The organism is Oceanobacillus phoenicis, assembly GCF_047238145.1.
Classification (GTDB): domain Bacteria; phylum Bacillota; class Bacilli; order Bacillales; family Amphibacillaceae; genus Oceanobacillus.
Genome location: NZ_JBDFME010000001.1, coordinates 655,822 through 670,912 on the forward strand (window position 1 = coordinate 655,822; position 15,091 = coordinate 670,912).

Here is a 15,091-nt window from a genome sequence, read left to right on the forward strand (position 1 = left end):
TAAAAGCGCAAAAATGCCTTGGTTTATATACCAAAGGCCCTTAAAGATTTTTGCTTTGTATCTTATTGTAAAAAGAAATCTAATTCATGGTAGTTTGGGTGCTGTTCTAGCGTACGCTGGCAATTTTCACAAATTGATTTCACTCGCATATTACCATCTTGATCATAGGATATCATATCGGTTAAGTCTTTATTGGTTAATTGATCGAACCCAAGTAAAGATACATCAATTTCCTGATGATCTAGTTTTCCGATTCGTTGACCACAATGTCTACAATCATAATAAATTGCCATTTTATCACCTCAGTTAAACAATCTGTTACTAACAGTTTAACCGGGTTGAATTAGAATATACTTAATATATGATAAGCTATGCTTTACTGGTTAAAATCATTCATGACTTCTAAAAATGGTTTGCCTTTTACCCAGGTTTCTATCGCGTCTGCCGCTTTTTCTACACTCTCTGTCACTGCAGAAGATTCTTGTTTTGGAAATTTACCTAATACATAATCAATCACAGGAGTTGCATTCATTGGTCGTCCAATACCTAATCGGACTCGCTTGAAATCTTTTGTACCTAGATGATCAATCGTAGAGCGTACACCATTATGTCCCCCATGACCACCTTTTTGACGAAGTCTAATTTTTCCGGTTGGTAAATCTAAATCATCATAAACAATCAATACGTCATCTATATCGATATTAAAATAGTCCATTAACGGACCAATTGATTTACCAGAGAGATTCATAAATGTTTGAGGTTGTAATAGGATGACTTTCTCACCATCCACATGTTCCATTGCATAATCCCCTTCAAACTTCGAATTGTTTAGCTTCCATTTATTTCGATGTAACAATTCATCAATGACAAAAAAACCAATATTATGCCTTGTTTTTTTATATTTTCTTCCTGGGTTCCCTAGACCAACAATTAGTTTCATTTATATTCTTCCTTTTTAGTGATGTTTAAAAAATCTAAAAATAAGATTTTCATCATACAAAATTTGTTGAAGATCAAGTAATTATAGTCCACAAACTTGGTGAGTTAACTAAACGCAGTTTTTTAGACTCATACTTTATTATTATATACAAATACAACAACCCTTCTTGTCAAGACGCTTAACTCTATCCTAACAAAGAAGGGGATTTCCAGTTGTATTATATTGTTATTAAGATTTATTTATTACTTATCTTCTGATTCTTCGTCTGTAGAGTCTTTTTCAGCACCTACTAATTCTGGTTCTGCATTTTCATCTACATCGTCAGTTTCTAGATCTTCTTCAGTTGTTGGTGGTGTTATTGAAGCAACTGAAGTATCTGGATCTTCTAATATTTCATAGTTACCTACTACTTTAATATCAGATACTGATACACTATCACCAACATCTAAATCAGATACATCGATAACAATTTCTTCTGGAATTTCATTTGGTTTTGCACGAACTAATATTTCATAGAATGGCTGTTGTAGTACGCCACCCTCTTTTTCACCTTTGGATTCTCCATCAAGACGAACCGCTACATTAACGTCCATTTCTTCAGACATATTTACAACATAAAAGTCAGCATGTAATAATTCATCTTTAATTGGATCAATTTGATAGTCATGAAGCATAACATCGACACTATCTTTATCTACTTGTAAAGAAATGATCGCATTACGTCCTTCGTCGCGAACCGTTTTCACTAATTCAACACTATCAACCGAAACATTTTTAGGATCCTTCGCTTTACCGTAAACAACCGCCGGCACTCTTCCGCTTAACCTAATTTGTTTTGTTGCTGATTTTGTAAGATCTTCTCTTTTCGTTGCGTTTAATTTTACTGCCATTAAAATCACCCTCCAAGTTTATTAAAAACATTCGTTATAACTTATATTTTCGTTTTGTTAACTACTTATGCTTCATCTTGGTTGTTATAAAACGGTCAATATCATTAATACCCGAAATCAGATCGTACTAAACATTAATCAAAAAGGATACTTACGGATTGCATTTCATGAACGCGAATAATCGCTTCACCAATTAATGGGGCCACCGATAATGCAGTTATTTTTGCACTAAATTTCTCATCAGGTAAAGGAATACTATCAGTAATTACTAGTTCCTTAATTTTAGAGTTATCAATGCGCTCAATCGCCGGTCCAGATAAAACAGGATGTGTACAGCATGCATATACTTCTTTTGCACCGTTCTCAATGAGGGCATTTGCTGCAAGCGTAATAGTTCCAGCAGTGTCAATAATATCGTCAATTAATATCGCTGTTTTCCCTTCAATGTTTCCGATGATATTCATGATTTCCGCAACATTTGGTTTTGGTCGACGCTTATCAATTATTCCAATTGGTGCCTTTAAGCGGTCTGCCATTTTTCTTGCTCTTGTAACTCCTCCATGGTCTGGAGAGACAACAATAACGTCATCCAGATTTTTCTGTTCAAAATAGCTCGATAGAATTGGAACACCTTGTAAGTGGTCGATAGGTATATCAAAAAACCCTTGAATTTGTGGTGCATGTAAATCTAATGTAATTACACGATTTGCACCTGCTTTTTCAATTAAATCCGCTACTAATTTCGCCGCAATAGGTTCTCTAGAACGTGCTTTACGATCTTGTCGTGCATAACCATAATATGGCATTACGATATTAATGGATTTTGCAGAAGCTCGCTTTAATGCATCAATCATAATTAACAATTCCATAATATGCTGATTAACAGGGGCACAAGTAGATTGTACTACATATACATCACAGCCACGAACACTTTCTTCAAGGTTTATTTGTACTTCTCCATCACTGAATTTCGAAACCGTACATTTTCCTAAGTTTGTTCCAATATGTGTAGCAATTTCATTTGCTAACTCAGGATTTGAATTTAATGAAAAAACTTTTAACGACGAATCTTTATAACTGGATGTCATTATTTGATTACCTCCATAAAATTGTTAATCTATTTTTTGAATTTAGATGCATATTCTTCCTTATTCGTTTGTCTTGCTCTTGCTATCGATAATGCATTTTCGGGTACATTTTTTGTAATCGTAGATCCGGCAGCTACATAAGAACCTTTTCCAACCGTTACAGGTGCAATTAGATTCGAATTACAACCAATAAATGCATCGTCTTCAATTGTAGTTAAGTACTTATTCGTACCGTCATAATTTACTGTAATGGTTCCACAGCCAACATTAACACGTTCACCGACTTCAGCATCACCAATATAACTTAAATGAGATACTTTACTATGGTCACCTAGGGTTGTTTTCTTAATTTCTACGAAGTTCCCGACCTTTGTATCGTTACCTACGTGTGACTCTGGTCTAATATGAGCAAACGGACCAATGTTTACTCTATTCCCTACTTTACTGCTTGTAGCAACACTATGTCTTATGACAGATTCCTCTCCAACTTCACAATTTTCAAGTTCAGTATGCGGACCAATTTCTGCTCCAGTCCGGATAGTCGTTTCACCCTTTAATATTGTTCCAGGATGGAGAATAACATCTGATTCAATTTGAACATCCGGTTCAATATAAGTTTGTTCAGGATCAATAATACTTACTCCATTACGCATATGTTGTTCATTGATGCGATTTTTCATTATTTTCTCTGCCTCTGCAAGTGCTATACGATCATTTATCCCGATTGTTTCATCAAAATCAGGAGTCAAGAACGCACTAACCGTATCACCTTGATGGCGCAGTATCTTAATTACATCAGGTAAATAATATTCTCCCTGTGCATTATCATTGGAAACTTCTTTTAAAGCTGCGAATAACGCTTGGTTATCAAAGCAATATGTTCCCGTATTAATTTCCTGAATTAATCTCTCGCCTTCATTGGCATCTTTATGTTCAACAATTCTCTCAACCTCGTCTTGGTCATTTCTAACGATACGACCATAACCCGTTGGATTTTCTACTTTGGTTGTTAGAATACTTGCCTTAGCGCCGGTTTGCTCATGATATTGAATCAGAGCTTCAAATGTTTCATCACGAATAAGAGGTGTATCTCCACAAGCAACAATTGTTACACCCTTTTCATCTTTCAATAGGTCCTCTGCCTGTAAAACAGCGTGGCCGGTACCCAGCTGTTCTTTTTGAAATGCAAATTCACTTGAAGCGCCAAGTTGTGCTTTCACCTTTTCTGCTCCAAATCCAACAATAGTAACAATTTTATTTAAATTAACCTGTTGCAGCTGATCAACGACATGTTGCACCATGGGTCTGCCAGCAACAGGATGAAGCATTTTATGTAGCTTTGATTTCATCCTAGTCCCTTGCCCCGCTGCTAATATTACAGCAAATCGATTCGCCATTAGGAAACCTCCATTATCTCTAAATATCCACTTAAAAATATATCGTAATTAGCCCATCTTTTCAATAAAAGTGAAAACATTGATACAATAATGGAATTAGTTGGAAACAATAGAATTTTATGGGGTATTGCGGTATCTGTTCCAAAAGCAAGATATTAAGGACTAAAGTCCAGTTATTGCTCACATACTTCACTTCCGTATATTCCCTTGCTTTGTGCCTATGAGATAGAAAATTTTAGATGTTTGTCCTGTTTAGTACCTTCTTAAATAACAACAAAAAAGAAGGATAACCTTATAGATTAAATCCTTCTCCTATCACAATCATATTTAATTATGAAGCACCTGCTTCTTCGTAGTTTACTTCATCTTCGCCCGCCTTTTGATATTCCGCTAAAACAGCTTCTTGGATTTTAGAACGGGTTCCGGAGTTAATAGGGTGTGCTATGTCCCTAAATTCACCATCTGGAGTTCGTTTTGATGGCATAGCCACAAATAGTCCATTATTACCGTCGATTACGCGTATATCATGGACAACAAACTCTTGGTCTAACGTGATTGATGCAATCGCTCGCATTCTTCCTTCTGTATTTACGCGGCGTAATCTAACGTCAGTCACTTCCATGATGTTTCACCACCTTTTCTCTTTGATCTTACTTCTACTAATTCAACAAAATAAATAAAATTCCTGCTTTAATTGCAAAAAAAATGAAATATTTTAAAAATAATATAAGAAAATGGTAATAGATGAAAAATCATGGTTTGAAAGACCTAATTATTTATATATCTATATGTTATAGTTACCTGGTAATATCGTTATTGTATTATTTTGCAGATCTACATGCGAAATTTTTATTAAAGAAGTATAGTCATTAACAATTCTCTCTTCTTCATCTTCTGCTTCTGCTAATACACCTATTGCCTTAACCGTTGCATTAAATTCTTCCAACAAACTTTTTATACCAGCGATCGTCCCACCTGCCATCATAAAATCATCAATGATGCAGACATTGGATCCTTCTTTTAAACTACGTTTAGGTAATACCATCGTTTGTATCTTACGAGATGAACCAGATACATAATTAATACTAACAGATGATCCTTCCGTAACCTTAGGATCTCTTCTAGCAATTACTACAGGAACTCGTAAAAATGATGCAACAGCATACGCTAGAGGAATTCCTTTGGTTGCTACAGTTACAATTGCATCTATTTCTAAATTAGAAAAACGCGAAGCAAATACCCTTCCAATTTCACGAACCATTTTTGGATCTCCTAATATATCGCTCATATAAAGGTAACCACCTGGCAATATACGGACCGGGTCCTCTAGTTGACGTTGTAATTCCGTTATAAATGCTCCACTTTTCTCAGAAGCATATTCTGGTACATATTGTACTCCACCGCCAGCGCCTGTAGTTCGATGTAAATATCCCATTCCCTGTTGCTGAAATACGTCATGTATAATATCTAAATCTTCACTAACAGAAGATTTCGTTGTATTACAAAGCTCTACAAAATGAGTTAATTTAACATGCTCCCTTGGATTTTCCAGGAAATAATCTGTCAAAACTACTAAACGATTACTTCTTTTCACGTTGTTACACCTCCAAACCCGAATGTTTTAAATATAATATATCATTAATATACGACTTTAAACAATACTCACCCTAGAATTCGTACTAATTGCACATCTTCACAAAAACCACGCATACTATTATAAATCCGCTGTGCTTTACTAAAATGCTGCACTAAACCGAAAACAGTTGGACCACTGCCGCTCATCATCGCTCCATCTGCACCGGCTTGCAACATTGCATTCTTAATTCGATAAACTTCCGGATGAAGCGTGAATGTAATATCTTCCAAAGCATTGCCTAAGCTTATACAAATTTGATAAAAATCTTTTTGTTGTAGTGCCTCTAACACATTTTTAGTATCAGGATGATGAAGATGTTGTAGATCAACCCGTTCAAAAATCGTTCTTGTGGATACTCCAATATCTGGTCTTGCAGTGATTACCCAACAATTTGGTGGTGAGGGAAGCATCTCTATTTGATCACCGAATCCTTTTGCGATTGCTGTCTTCCCATACACACAAAAAGCAACATCTGCCCCTAGAGTTGAACCTAATTTTGCTAAATCTTTTAAAGGAGCATTTACATGAAATAAACGATTTAAACCTCGTAAAACCGCAGCAGCATCTGTACTACCCCCAGCAAGTCCTGCAGATACAGGAATGTTTTTTTCAATATGGATACGAACTCCATATGGAATTTGATACGTCTGTTTAAATAATTTCGCTGCCTGATAAGCTAAATTCCGTTCATCACTGGGTACATATCTGCTTTCCAATGCAACTTGAATCTTATCTTCAGGAAGTTGTTGTAACTCAATTCGGTCAGATAAATCAATGGTTGTCATCACCATCTCAACATCATGATAGCCATCATCTCGCTTATGCAAAACATCTAAAGACAGATTAATCTTTGCAGGTGCTTTCTCCATGACAATCACCAGATCACCTACCTTTCATTCTTTTTACACGGGCTTAAAAATATAGATTATTGTACCATATTCAAGATATAGAGGCGAATAAATATAAAAAAATTGAAGTATAAAGAATTACTTAAACAGACCTTAAATCGAGACTAAATTGAGACAAAAAAAGGCAAATCCCTAAATTTAGGATTTGCCTCTCATCTGTTGTTCAGCGATCTCTATTGCTCGCTTCACCATATTTCCGGCATCCCTTGATTTAATGCCTCCCCAACCTTCTTGCTCTACCGTATCGTAAAACCCTAACTCCTTAGCTATTTCCTCTTTCATTTGCGTTGACATAATTCCACGTCTTCCCATGAAAAAGTTCCCCCTCTATTTAAGCTTTTACTATCCGGCATCTATAGTTTATGTAACTTTATATAAGATAGACGAGTTAGAATTATCCAGATGAGGTAGCAATTTTAAACTTCAGTCCACGCAATTTCTAGCTTCCTCCACTTTCCTCTTTTAGTTTATCCTCATTTCCTTGAAGGTATTACGGAGGCAGGAACGATATGACGTCAAAAGAGTTTCTAATTTCTTTCCTAACTAAAAAAACAGTAGACGAAAACTTGTCTACTGTTCTACATTATTGTTGAACTTCTTTTAGAAAATTCAACTCTACCGTCTCTGTTAGTATGTCTGCATAGCTATAGGAAACACGTTCGAATGCATTTTCGTCTTGATCAAGCTCTACGATAAAAACGGATGGGTATGTCTCTGCAAGTATTCCACACCGTTCAATCGTCTTTCTCCGTCCACCATTTGCTTTGAGTGTTAATCGTTGACCTACCTGACACTCAAGACCTTGCTTAATTTCTATTAATGTCTTTGCCACTACACTCCACCTCACATAGGATAATTTTAACATACCCCTGTCCAAAAGTCAAACAAAACTTAATATTATATCAGCATATTGTTTTTGCTGTCAACAATAATTTTTGTCTATTTCTGTTATTATGTGTAGATATTCATTAAATATGTATATTTTGTTAAAAAAAGCGTACTGATACTTCCATTTGATGCTCGATTACTGAGTTGCAATAAAAAAAGAGTCCTCTCTTTTTTGGAAGACTCCTTACATTTCCTCATCATTAGTTTCCTCTACAAAAGGCATACCGGTTCGCAATAATCCTTTTGTTTCAATACCACCTAATCCTCTTTCTCCTGTTAATGTATTCCTTAATGCTTCCCAAACCGACACACTCTCCATAAATGGGGTATACGCTATTTTTGCAACGATATATACCGGATCTAAGGCATGAATATTTACTCTTGAAGGGGAGCTAGCAAAATTGGCACCAGCGCGAATAATGGATTCAAAATGCGACTGACACGCCCCTGCAAAGATAATCAGCTGATCAAGATTAGGAACTACTCTTCTTGCTTCCCTTACCGCTTCCACGAAATACTTCGAATGCCGATAAGCACGTAAATCATTCTTTAATCCTTTGTTTTTTGAATATGCATCATGACCTGTAATAACAAGAATATCTGGTTGAATACGCTCCAATAGATCATTAATTTCTTCTGGCATTTGAACTTCTGTTAAATGCACTCCATGGACTTGTAACCCAATTCGTTGATATAATTGTATACATTTTCGTAAATAGTTTGCGTCTCCATCCATATGCAACACTTTCGCAGGTAGTTGAAAATAATTCGCCGCATTCGAATACCCATCTGTTGCCTCATAATTTCGCTTCTCCCTCATCAACTGATAATCTTGCCTGAACAGTCTATACGAAGTTTCTTGCTTTTCTTTTTCTTGTTCTTTTCTTCTTTTTTTCTCTCGCTGATCTACTTTCTCTAAATCACTAATAGGGGCATCGGCAGCTAATCGCAAATCCTCTCCATGCAAAACAGCAATATCTTTTTTTATCTCTACCACACGAAATAATAAATCATGTTCATATGACTTTCGTGTTACAAGCTCTCCGTTTGCAATAACCATCTGTACACCTCACACGATATGTCTCCTATACCATATGAGAAAAAGCAGGCTATTGTGCCTTTTGCACACCAACCTGCTCTATATATTATTTAGGTTCGTATTGGAAAAATGAATTTGCTACTTGTGCGAATTCTTCCATAGTCAGTGATTCTCCTCTTCGAATTCCATCAATTCCTGCTTCTTGTAATATGTGTTCGATTTTTTCTTTATCATGAACTCCTTTAAAAAAGCGAGAGAGATTATTTTTTAATGTTTTACGACGTTGAGCAAAACTTGCTTGAATAATTTCAAAAAAGAAATCTTCATCGGTTACCTCTACTGGTGGCTGTTGTCGAATAGTTAGTTGTAATATACTTGAATCGACATTCGGCTGTGGCATAAACACTTGCTTCGGTACATTCATTACTACTTTTGCCTCGCTATAATATTGGACTGCAAGACTTAAGGAACCATAGCTTTTCGTATTCGGTTCTCCAGACATGCGATCTGCGACTTCTTTTTGGATCATGACTGTTAAACTTGTTACTGGTAACCGGTCACGAATCAATTTCATTAAAATAGGAGTCGTAATGTAATATGGTAAATTTGCCACCACATGAACTTCTTGATCTTTTTGAAAATGTTCTGCAATGACCTGTGTCACATCCGCCTTTAAAATATCTTGATGAATCACATTCACATTGGAATAATCCCCCAATGTATCTTTTAAAATGGGCAGTAATCGTTGATCAATTTCGAAAGCGACAACCTGATCAGCATGAATTGCTAATTGCTCGGTTAGCGCTCCAATTCCCGGACCAATTTCAATTACAGCAGTATCTTTTGTAATTCCTGCATGGCGAATGATATTTTGTAAAACAGAGACATCCACTAAAAAGTTCTGCCCTAAACTTTTTTTAAATGTAAAATGATATTTACCTAAAATTTCTTTCGTTCTAGTGGGAGTTGCGATGTATTTATTCGTCATATTGAACCTCCTGATCCATTACTTCTATAGCTTCTACTAACTGTTTTTTACTAATTTGGAACTGTGTGAGTCGCTTTAATAATTGCTTGCCATTCGTGTGTCCGATTTTCAAATGACTTCCTAACCATTCACGGCGTTCACTTGCCTTTTTTCCACCAATTAGTCCATAATCAATCAGATCTGCCTTATTTATATCACTTATTTGCATTTCCGCTAATTCATACACATGTTCCAGTGCTTTTTGTATTGCTTCTACACTAGCGTGTTCAATTCCTAGACTCACGCGATCCGATTTATTATTTTTCGCTTCTTCTTTTGGTAAAAAAGCGTGCTTACACCCTGGAATATGTTCATTAATAATATTACGAATACGTTCCCCCGGGTAATCTGGATCCGTAAATATAATTACTCCACGCTTCTGTTGAGCGTGGCGAATTTTTTCCAATGTTTGTTTATTTATCGCTGATCCATTCGTTTCGATTGTATCGGCGTCGACTGCTAATTGAATTCGAGCTGTATCATCTCGGCCTTCTACAACAATCATTTCTTTAACTCTCATTATCTTTCCTCCGAACATACAAAAATAATGCTCTTACCATAATAGCATGATAAGAGCATTTTATCCTACGTCATATAAAAATATGCTAATCTAAAATTGTCACTTCTACAGTGCGTACACCCCAAGCATATGCATCAGAACTAGATGGCACATGCACATCGATACGATTGCCGACAATATTGCCGCCCGTATCTCCAGCAACAGCTTCACCATATCCTTCTACATGTACTTTCGTACCAAGTGGAATGACACTAGGGTCTACTGCGATAATTTTCATGTTTGGATTACTACTTAAATTAATACCGGTGGCGGTAACACCAGAGCAACCACTACAACTAGATGTAAAAGCACTGGCTTTCATTGTTATTGTTTCTCCATTTGAACTTGAGCTCGCGTTCTTAGATGAATGATTGGTATGATTGCTAGATGCTTGCTGAGCTTTAGTCCCAACGGCAATAACTTTTGTTACACTGTCTTCTACAACTTCATCGATGAGTTCCCGGTCGACTTCATCACCGTTCTCCATTGTAACCATATATGTTTTTGAGACTAATCCATTTTTACCCTCAGTAATTACTTTCTCTTCTCCCTTTGGCAAGGAGCTATCTTCTTTTGTTTTTGTATCAAAGTCAATCGTTTCTTCGACTACTTTTTCTTCCTCTGTTACTCGAACTACTTCTATTGTATCTCCTTTTTCAACTTCTTCATTTAAACTAGGAGTTATTTTATCTTTGCTGTCTTGATCATAGGATACATCAGCCTTTTCAATAATTTCTTTGACCGTTCCTCCAGTTGTCATGACTGCTGTTTTGTCTTTGCCATTCAAGATCTCTACCTCAAAGGCTGTTGTGACATCTATGTGTAGACCATCTTCCACCTTGCTTGAAGTATTATGCGATAATTCATCGTCTTCTGTAAACATTAAGTTTTTTTCTTCAAAAAATGTTGCAATCGATTCAGCAGTTGTATTATAGACTTTCTCTTCTCCATCGATTGATACTGTTACTTCTTTTGCAGCTACATAATCAATTGTCATTCCTGATTGAATCAAGGCATCTAATTGATGCGATAATAGATCATGTTGGCCAACCTCAACACCTAATTCATTCAGAAGCTCTCCAACGGTATCTTTGTGTGTGTTAATCGTTAGTTCTTCTCCGTTTTCAGCAAATACTACTTTTGCTTTTGTCGCTTCGTACATTACAAAACTCGAAAAAAGAATTAATACAAAAACACCAATACCTGATGTTATCAGTCTTTGTTTCGACCCTGATAACTTTGAAATTAGCTTCATCATAAAAGCCCCCCTCACTCCCAATTGATTATATTAACAGGTATATGCAAAGTCAAAGCTATTCCGTTTACGGTTCGTTTACAAACCAATTACATTTATCCTGCTAATTCACCAATAACCTAGGAATATTGGACGAAATACTATGATGTATCTAGTCCCGAAGCTTGTTATCAAATTGTAAAAAAAGAGGATAAACAGTCCGTTTATCCTCCTCACTTTTTCCATTTTTTAGCTTGATTATGACAATTTATAGCTCGTTTTATTCATCAATTTTAAAAAATCGTCTTGCATTCCTTGTGGTTATTCCACTAATTTCTTCTACACTCATTTCTCTTATAGCAGCAATTTGTTCGGCGACTAATCGAACATATGCAGGCTCATTTCTTTTACCTCGATTTGGATGTGGGGCTAGAAATGGTGCATCTGTTTCAATTAACAAACGGTCTAAAGGAACTTCTTTAGCTACTTCTTTTGGAAGTGGTGCGTTCTTAAAGGTCACAGGTCCGCCTAAAGAAATATAGAAATTCATGTCCAAACAATCTTGTACATAATCGACTGAATCATTGTAACAATGCATGATTCCACCAATTTCTTTTGCATTCTCTTCTTGAAGTATCTTAATAATATCCTCTGTTGCTTCCCGATTATGAATAATTATCGGCATGTTTACTTTTTTCGCAAGTGCTATTTGCTTACGAAACACTTTCTTTTGAATATCCTTTGGTGATTTATCCCAATGATAGTCAAGCCCCATTTCTCCAATGGCAACCACTTTTGGGTGGGAACTTAATTGCTCGATCCAGTTAAGATCTTCTTCAGTCATATCTATAGCATCTACAGGATGCCAGCCTACTGCAGCATAAATATCCGGATAGCTTTCTGCAATTTCAATTGCTAGTGGTATCGTCTCTCTATCGAACCCGACAACAACCATATTTTCAACACCAGCATCATATGCTCGTTGAATAGTTTCTTCACGATCATCTTCAAATTGCTTTGCATTTAAATGTACATGCGTATCAAATAACATACTTGTTCATCCTTTGTTTTTTGTTGAATAAAAACCGAGCTATAATGGATATTCAAAGCGTCACCCAAATATAGCTCGGTACGAATTAACTTATAGTTTTTACTTTATTTCTTATCGCTCAAGAAATTGACGAACCATTAGGCGCTTCACTTGGCGCTTCGACAATTTGTAGTTTGCCGTCGTATTCCGCTGATAATATCATTCCTTGACTAATTTCTCCGCGCATTTTACGTGGCTTCAAATTAGCGACAATAACCACTTTTTTTCCGATTAATTGCTCCGGTTCTGAATAGTACTCAGCTATTCCGGAGAGTATTTGTCGATCTCCATCATCACCAGCGTCTAATCGGAATTTTAAAAGTTTATCTGCGCCTTCTACTTTCCTACAATCCTTCACTTCGGCCACTTTCAGCTCAACCTTATCAAACACATCATATTTAATCTGTTTTTCTTTTTCAGATATGAGTTCTGTTTCATTAGGATCCCAATCGGTCGTTTCTTCTTCTGAAGCAGTACCTTTTGCACCATTCGCCATTTGTTCACGAATATATGCAGCCTCTTCATCCAAATCAAGACGAGGGAAGATTGGTGTACCTTTTTTAACGACGGTTGTATTTTCTGGGAAATTGCCAAACCCAATTGTATTCCAATCTAATCCATATTCTTCTCCTAGACCAAGTTGTTCTGCAATTTTCTTTGGTGCATGGGTTAAGAATGGTTGTAACATTAGTGCAGAAGCATGTAAACTTTCTGCTAAATGAACCATCACACTTGCTAACTCATCTCTACGACCTTCATCTTTTGCTAATATCCACGGCTCTGTTTCATCAATATATTTGTTTGCTCTCGAAATTAAAATCCAAACTTGTTTTAAAGCATCGCTAAATTGCATGCCTTCCATTTGTTTCTCATATTCTTCGATAGCATTGTTTGCGATTGTTTGTAACTCGCCATCAACGCTAGTTACTTCACCTTTAAATTCAGGAACCTTTCCATCAAAATACTTATTAATCATCGCCACTGTACGATTTAATAAGTTTCCAAGGTCATTTGCTAAATCGTAATTTACACGAGAAATAAAGTCTTCCGGTGTAAAGACACCATCACTTCCAAAAGCAACTTCACGCATGAGGTAGTAACGTAACGCGTCTAAACCATAACGTTCGACAAGCATTTCTGGATAAACGACATTCCCTTTTGATTTCGACATTTTTCCATCTTTCATTAAAAGCCAGCCATGAGCAAAGACTTTTTTCGGTAAAGGCAAGTCTAAAGCCATTAACATAATCGGCCAATAAATAGTGTGGAATCGAACAATCTCTTTCCCAACCATATGCACATCCGCTGGCCAAAATTTGTCATAAAGGGAAGTGTCATCTGTACCATAACCTAAAGCTGTAATATAGTTGGTAAGTGCATCAATCCATACGTATACGACGTGTTTTGGATTACTTGGAACTTGTACACCCCAGCTAAATGTTGTACGAGAAACTGCTAGATCCTCTAATCCTGGTTTAATAAAGTTATTAATCATTTCATTTTTTCGAGATTCTGGTTGAATAAATTCTGGATTGTCCTCATAAAATTTGAGCAAACGATCCGCGTATTTACTCATACGGAAGAAGTAAGATTCTTCTTTAATTAATTCTACCGGATGTCCACTATCTGGAGACTTTCCACCTATGACATTTCCATCTGCATCTCTTTCAACGTCCTCTAATTGCGTTTCAGTATAGAATGTCTCATCTGGAACCGAATACCATCCTTCGTATTCATCTAAGTAAATATCACCTTGTTCTAAAAATCGTTCAAAAATATCGGCAACTACTTTTTTATGTTGTTCTTCTGTAGTGCGAATAAACTTATCATTACTAATTTCTAATGTATTCCATAATTTTTTCATACCTGCAGCCATATCATCTACGTAGGCTTTCGGAGAAATATTCATCTCTTTCGCTTTTTGCTCTATTTTTTGTCCATGCTCATCACTACCCGTTAAGTAAAAAACATCGAATCCACGCATGCGTTTATATCGTGCCATTACATCACAAGCGATTGTAGTATACGCATTTCCAATATGTAGTTTTCCACTAGGATAATAAATTGGCGTCGTTATATAAAATGCATTTTCTCTTGCCATTCGTTGTGCCTCCTAAATCTCTTCCTTATTATATATAGATTCTATTGTAGCTATTATAACGCAATTTGCCAAATCGTGTACATTTACCGCTCTTTACTTCTTCTATATACCGTTGCCATTATTGTGATGAAATAAACGGTGACCAAAGAACTAATCAAATTTTTCCACTTTTAGTAAAATTTGATTGACAACTGAGCAATTTGTTGGTATTCTGATTTTAATATAGGTGTCGAACCATGGCGATTTTTTTATGTAGTATCATAAATAAGGAAAATACGGATAAATACTTGTATG

The 15,091-nt window shown here is 36.1% G+C and carries 16 protein-coding genes; all 16 read right to left on the minus strand.

Annotation, left to right across the window (positions count from 1 at the left end):
- Positions 1-62: 62 nt before the first annotated feature.
- The 16 genes from fin to metG all read right to left on the minus strand — a co-directional run bounded on the left by fin (position 63) and on the right by metG (position 14,797).
- Positions 63-293: an anti-sigma-F factor Fin gene (gene fin, locus ABC346_RS03645; RefSeq protein ID WP_413233575.1), complete on the minus strand. Its 231-nt coding sequence runs from the start codon at positions 291-293 to the stop codon at positions 63-65.
- An 83-nt stretch (positions 294-376) separates the two neighbouring features.
- A complete protein-coding gene (gene pth, locus ABC346_RS03650) occupies positions 377-940 on the minus strand; it encodes an aminoacyl-tRNA hydrolase (protein ID WP_413233576.1) in 564 nt (187 codons plus the stop codon).
- Between the two features lie 242 nt (positions 941-1,182).
- Complete coding sequence (locus ABC346_RS03655; RefSeq protein WP_413233577.1) at positions 1,183-1,830, minus strand: 50S ribosomal protein L25/general stress protein Ctc; 648 nt, start codon at positions 1,828-1,830, stop codon at positions 1,183-1,185.
- A gap of 134 nt (positions 1,831-1,964) precedes the next feature.
- Positions 1,965-2,918 (minus strand): ribose-phosphate diphosphokinase, encoded by a 954-nt coding sequence (locus tag ABC346_RS03660; RefSeq protein WP_017798816.1) that lies wholly within the window; start codon positions 2,916-2,918, stop codon positions 1,965-1,967.
- A gap of 29 nt (positions 2,919-2,947) precedes the next feature.
- Positions 2,948-4,315 carry a bifunctional UDP-N-acetylglucosamine diphosphorylase/glucosamine-1-phosphate N-acetyltransferase GlmU gene (gene glmU, locus ABC346_RS03665; RefSeq protein ID WP_413233578.1) on the minus strand — a complete coding sequence of 456 codons (1,368 nt, stop codon included), beginning with the start codon at positions 4,313-4,315 and terminating at the stop codon, positions 2,948-2,950.
- A 331-nt stretch (positions 4,316-4,646) separates the two neighbouring features.
- Positions 4,647-4,937 (minus strand): septation regulator SpoVG, encoded by a 291-nt coding sequence (gene spoVG, locus ABC346_RS03670; protein WP_011064459.1) that lies wholly within the window; start codon positions 4,935-4,937, stop codon positions 4,647-4,649.
- 162 nt (positions 4,938-5,099) lie between these two features.
- Positions 5,100-5,909 (minus strand): pur operon repressor, encoded by an 810-nt coding sequence (purR, locus tag ABC346_RS03675; RefSeq protein ID WP_413233579.1) that lies wholly within the window; start codon positions 5,907-5,909, stop codon positions 5,100-5,102.
- Between the two features lie 68 nt (positions 5,910-5,977).
- Entirely contained in the window at positions 5,978-6,820 is an 843-nt protein-coding gene (gene ispE, locus ABC346_RS03680; protein WP_413233580.1) for a 4-(cytidine 5'-diphospho)-2-C-methyl-D-erythritol kinase, read from the minus strand.
- 177 nt (positions 6,821-6,997) lie between these two features.
- The gene (locus ABC346_RS03685) at positions 6,998-7,171 is read right to left on the minus strand and encodes a small, acid-soluble spore protein, alpha/beta type (RefSeq protein WP_413233581.1); all 174 of its coding nucleotides are present in this window, start codon (positions 7,169-7,171) and stop codon (positions 6,998-7,000) included.
- A 271-nt stretch (positions 7,172-7,442) separates the two neighbouring features.
- Positions 7,443-7,691 (minus strand): biofilm formation stimulator Veg, encoded by a 249-nt coding sequence (veg, locus tag ABC346_RS03690; RefSeq protein ID WP_011064455.1) that lies wholly within the window; start codon positions 7,689-7,691, stop codon positions 7,443-7,445.
- Between the two features lie 240 nt (positions 7,692-7,931).
- Positions 7,932-8,807 (minus strand): sporulation peptidase YabG, encoded by an 876-nt coding sequence (gene yabG, locus ABC346_RS03695; RefSeq protein WP_413233582.1) that lies wholly within the window; start codon positions 8,805-8,807, stop codon positions 7,932-7,934.
- 85 nt (positions 8,808-8,892) lie between these two features.
- Positions 8,893-9,774 (minus strand): 16S rRNA (adenine(1518)-N(6)/adenine(1519)-N(6))-dimethyltransferase RsmA, encoded by an 882-nt coding sequence (gene rsmA / locus ABC346_RS03700; protein ID WP_413233583.1) that lies wholly within the window; start codon positions 9,772-9,774, stop codon positions 8,893-8,895.
- Positions 9,764-10,333 carry a ribonuclease M5 gene (gene rnmV, locus ABC346_RS03705; protein ID WP_413233584.1) on the minus strand — a complete coding sequence of 190 codons (570 nt, stop codon included), beginning with the start codon at positions 10,331-10,333 and terminating at the stop codon, positions 9,764-9,766. Before rnmV ends, rsmA begins: the two co-directional genes overlap by 11 nt.
- Positions 10,334-10,418: 85 nt before the next feature.
- Positions 10,419-11,630, minus strand: coding sequence for a G5 domain-containing protein (locus ABC346_RS03710; protein ID WP_413233585.1), 1,212 nt, complete (start codon positions 11,628-11,630; stop codon positions 10,419-10,421).
- 256 nt (positions 11,631-11,886) lie between these two features.
- A complete protein-coding gene (locus ABC346_RS03715; protein WP_413233586.1) occupies positions 11,887-12,657 on the minus strand; it encodes a TatD family hydrolase in 771 nt (256 codons plus the stop codon).
- 118 nt (positions 12,658-12,775) lie between these two features.
- Positions 12,776-14,797: a methionine--tRNA ligase gene (gene metG, locus ABC346_RS03720; protein ID WP_413233587.1), complete on the minus strand. Its 2,022-nt coding sequence runs from the start codon at positions 14,795-14,797 to the stop codon at positions 12,776-12,778.
- Positions 14,798-15,091 lie beyond the last annotated feature (294 nt).

Coding starts and splice junctions, on each gene's coding strand:
- fin (WP_413233575.1), bottom strand. CDS start 293: ATGGCAATTTATTATGATTGTAGACATTGTGGTCAACGAATCGGAAAA.
- ABC346_RS03655 (WP_413233577.1), bottom strand. CDS start 1,830: ATGGCAGTAAAATTAAACGCAACGAAAAGAGAAGATCTTACAAAATCA.
- ABC346_RS03685 (WP_413233581.1), bottom strand. CDS start 7,171: ATGGGAAGACGTGGAATTATGTCAACGCAAATGAAAGAGGAAATAGCT.
- ABC346_RS03660 (WP_017798816.1), bottom strand. CDS start 2,918: ATGACATCCAGTTATAAAGATTCGTCGTTAAAAGTTTTTTCATTAAAT.
- rnmV (WP_413233584.1), bottom strand. CDS start 10,333: ATGAGAGTTAAAGAAATGATTGTTGTAGAAGGCCGAGATGATACAGCT.
- spoVG (WP_011064459.1), bottom strand. CDS start 4,937: ATGGAAGTGACTGACGTTAGATTACGCCGCGTAAATACAGAAGGAAGA.
- ispE (WP_413233580.1), bottom strand. CDS start 6,820: ATGGAGAAAGCACCTGCAAAGATTAATCTGTCTTTAGATGTTTTGCAT.
- yabG (WP_413233582.1), bottom strand. CDS start 8,807: ATGGTTATTGCAAACGGAGAGCTTGTAACACGAAAGTCATATGAACAT.
- ABC346_RS03715 (WP_413233586.1), bottom strand. CDS start 12,657: ATGTTATTTGATACGCATGTACATTTAAATGCAAAGCAATTTGAAGAT.
- glmU (WP_413233578.1), bottom strand. CDS start 4,315: ATGGCGAATCGATTTGCTGTAATATTAGCAGCGGGGCAAGGGACTAGG.
- pth (WP_413233576.1), bottom strand. CDS start 940: ATGAAACTAATTGTTGGTCTAGGGAACCCAGGAAGAAAATATAAAAAA.
- rsmA (WP_413233583.1), bottom strand. CDS start 9,774: ATGACGAATAAATACATCGCAACTCCCACTAGAACGAAAGAAATTTTA.
- metG (WP_413233587.1), bottom strand. CDS start 14,797: ATGGCAAGAGAAAATGCATTTTATATAACGACGCCAATTTATTATCCT.
- ABC346_RS03710 (WP_413233585.1), bottom strand. CDS start 11,630: ATGATGAAGCTAATTTCAAAGTTATCAGGGTCGAAACAAAGACTGATA.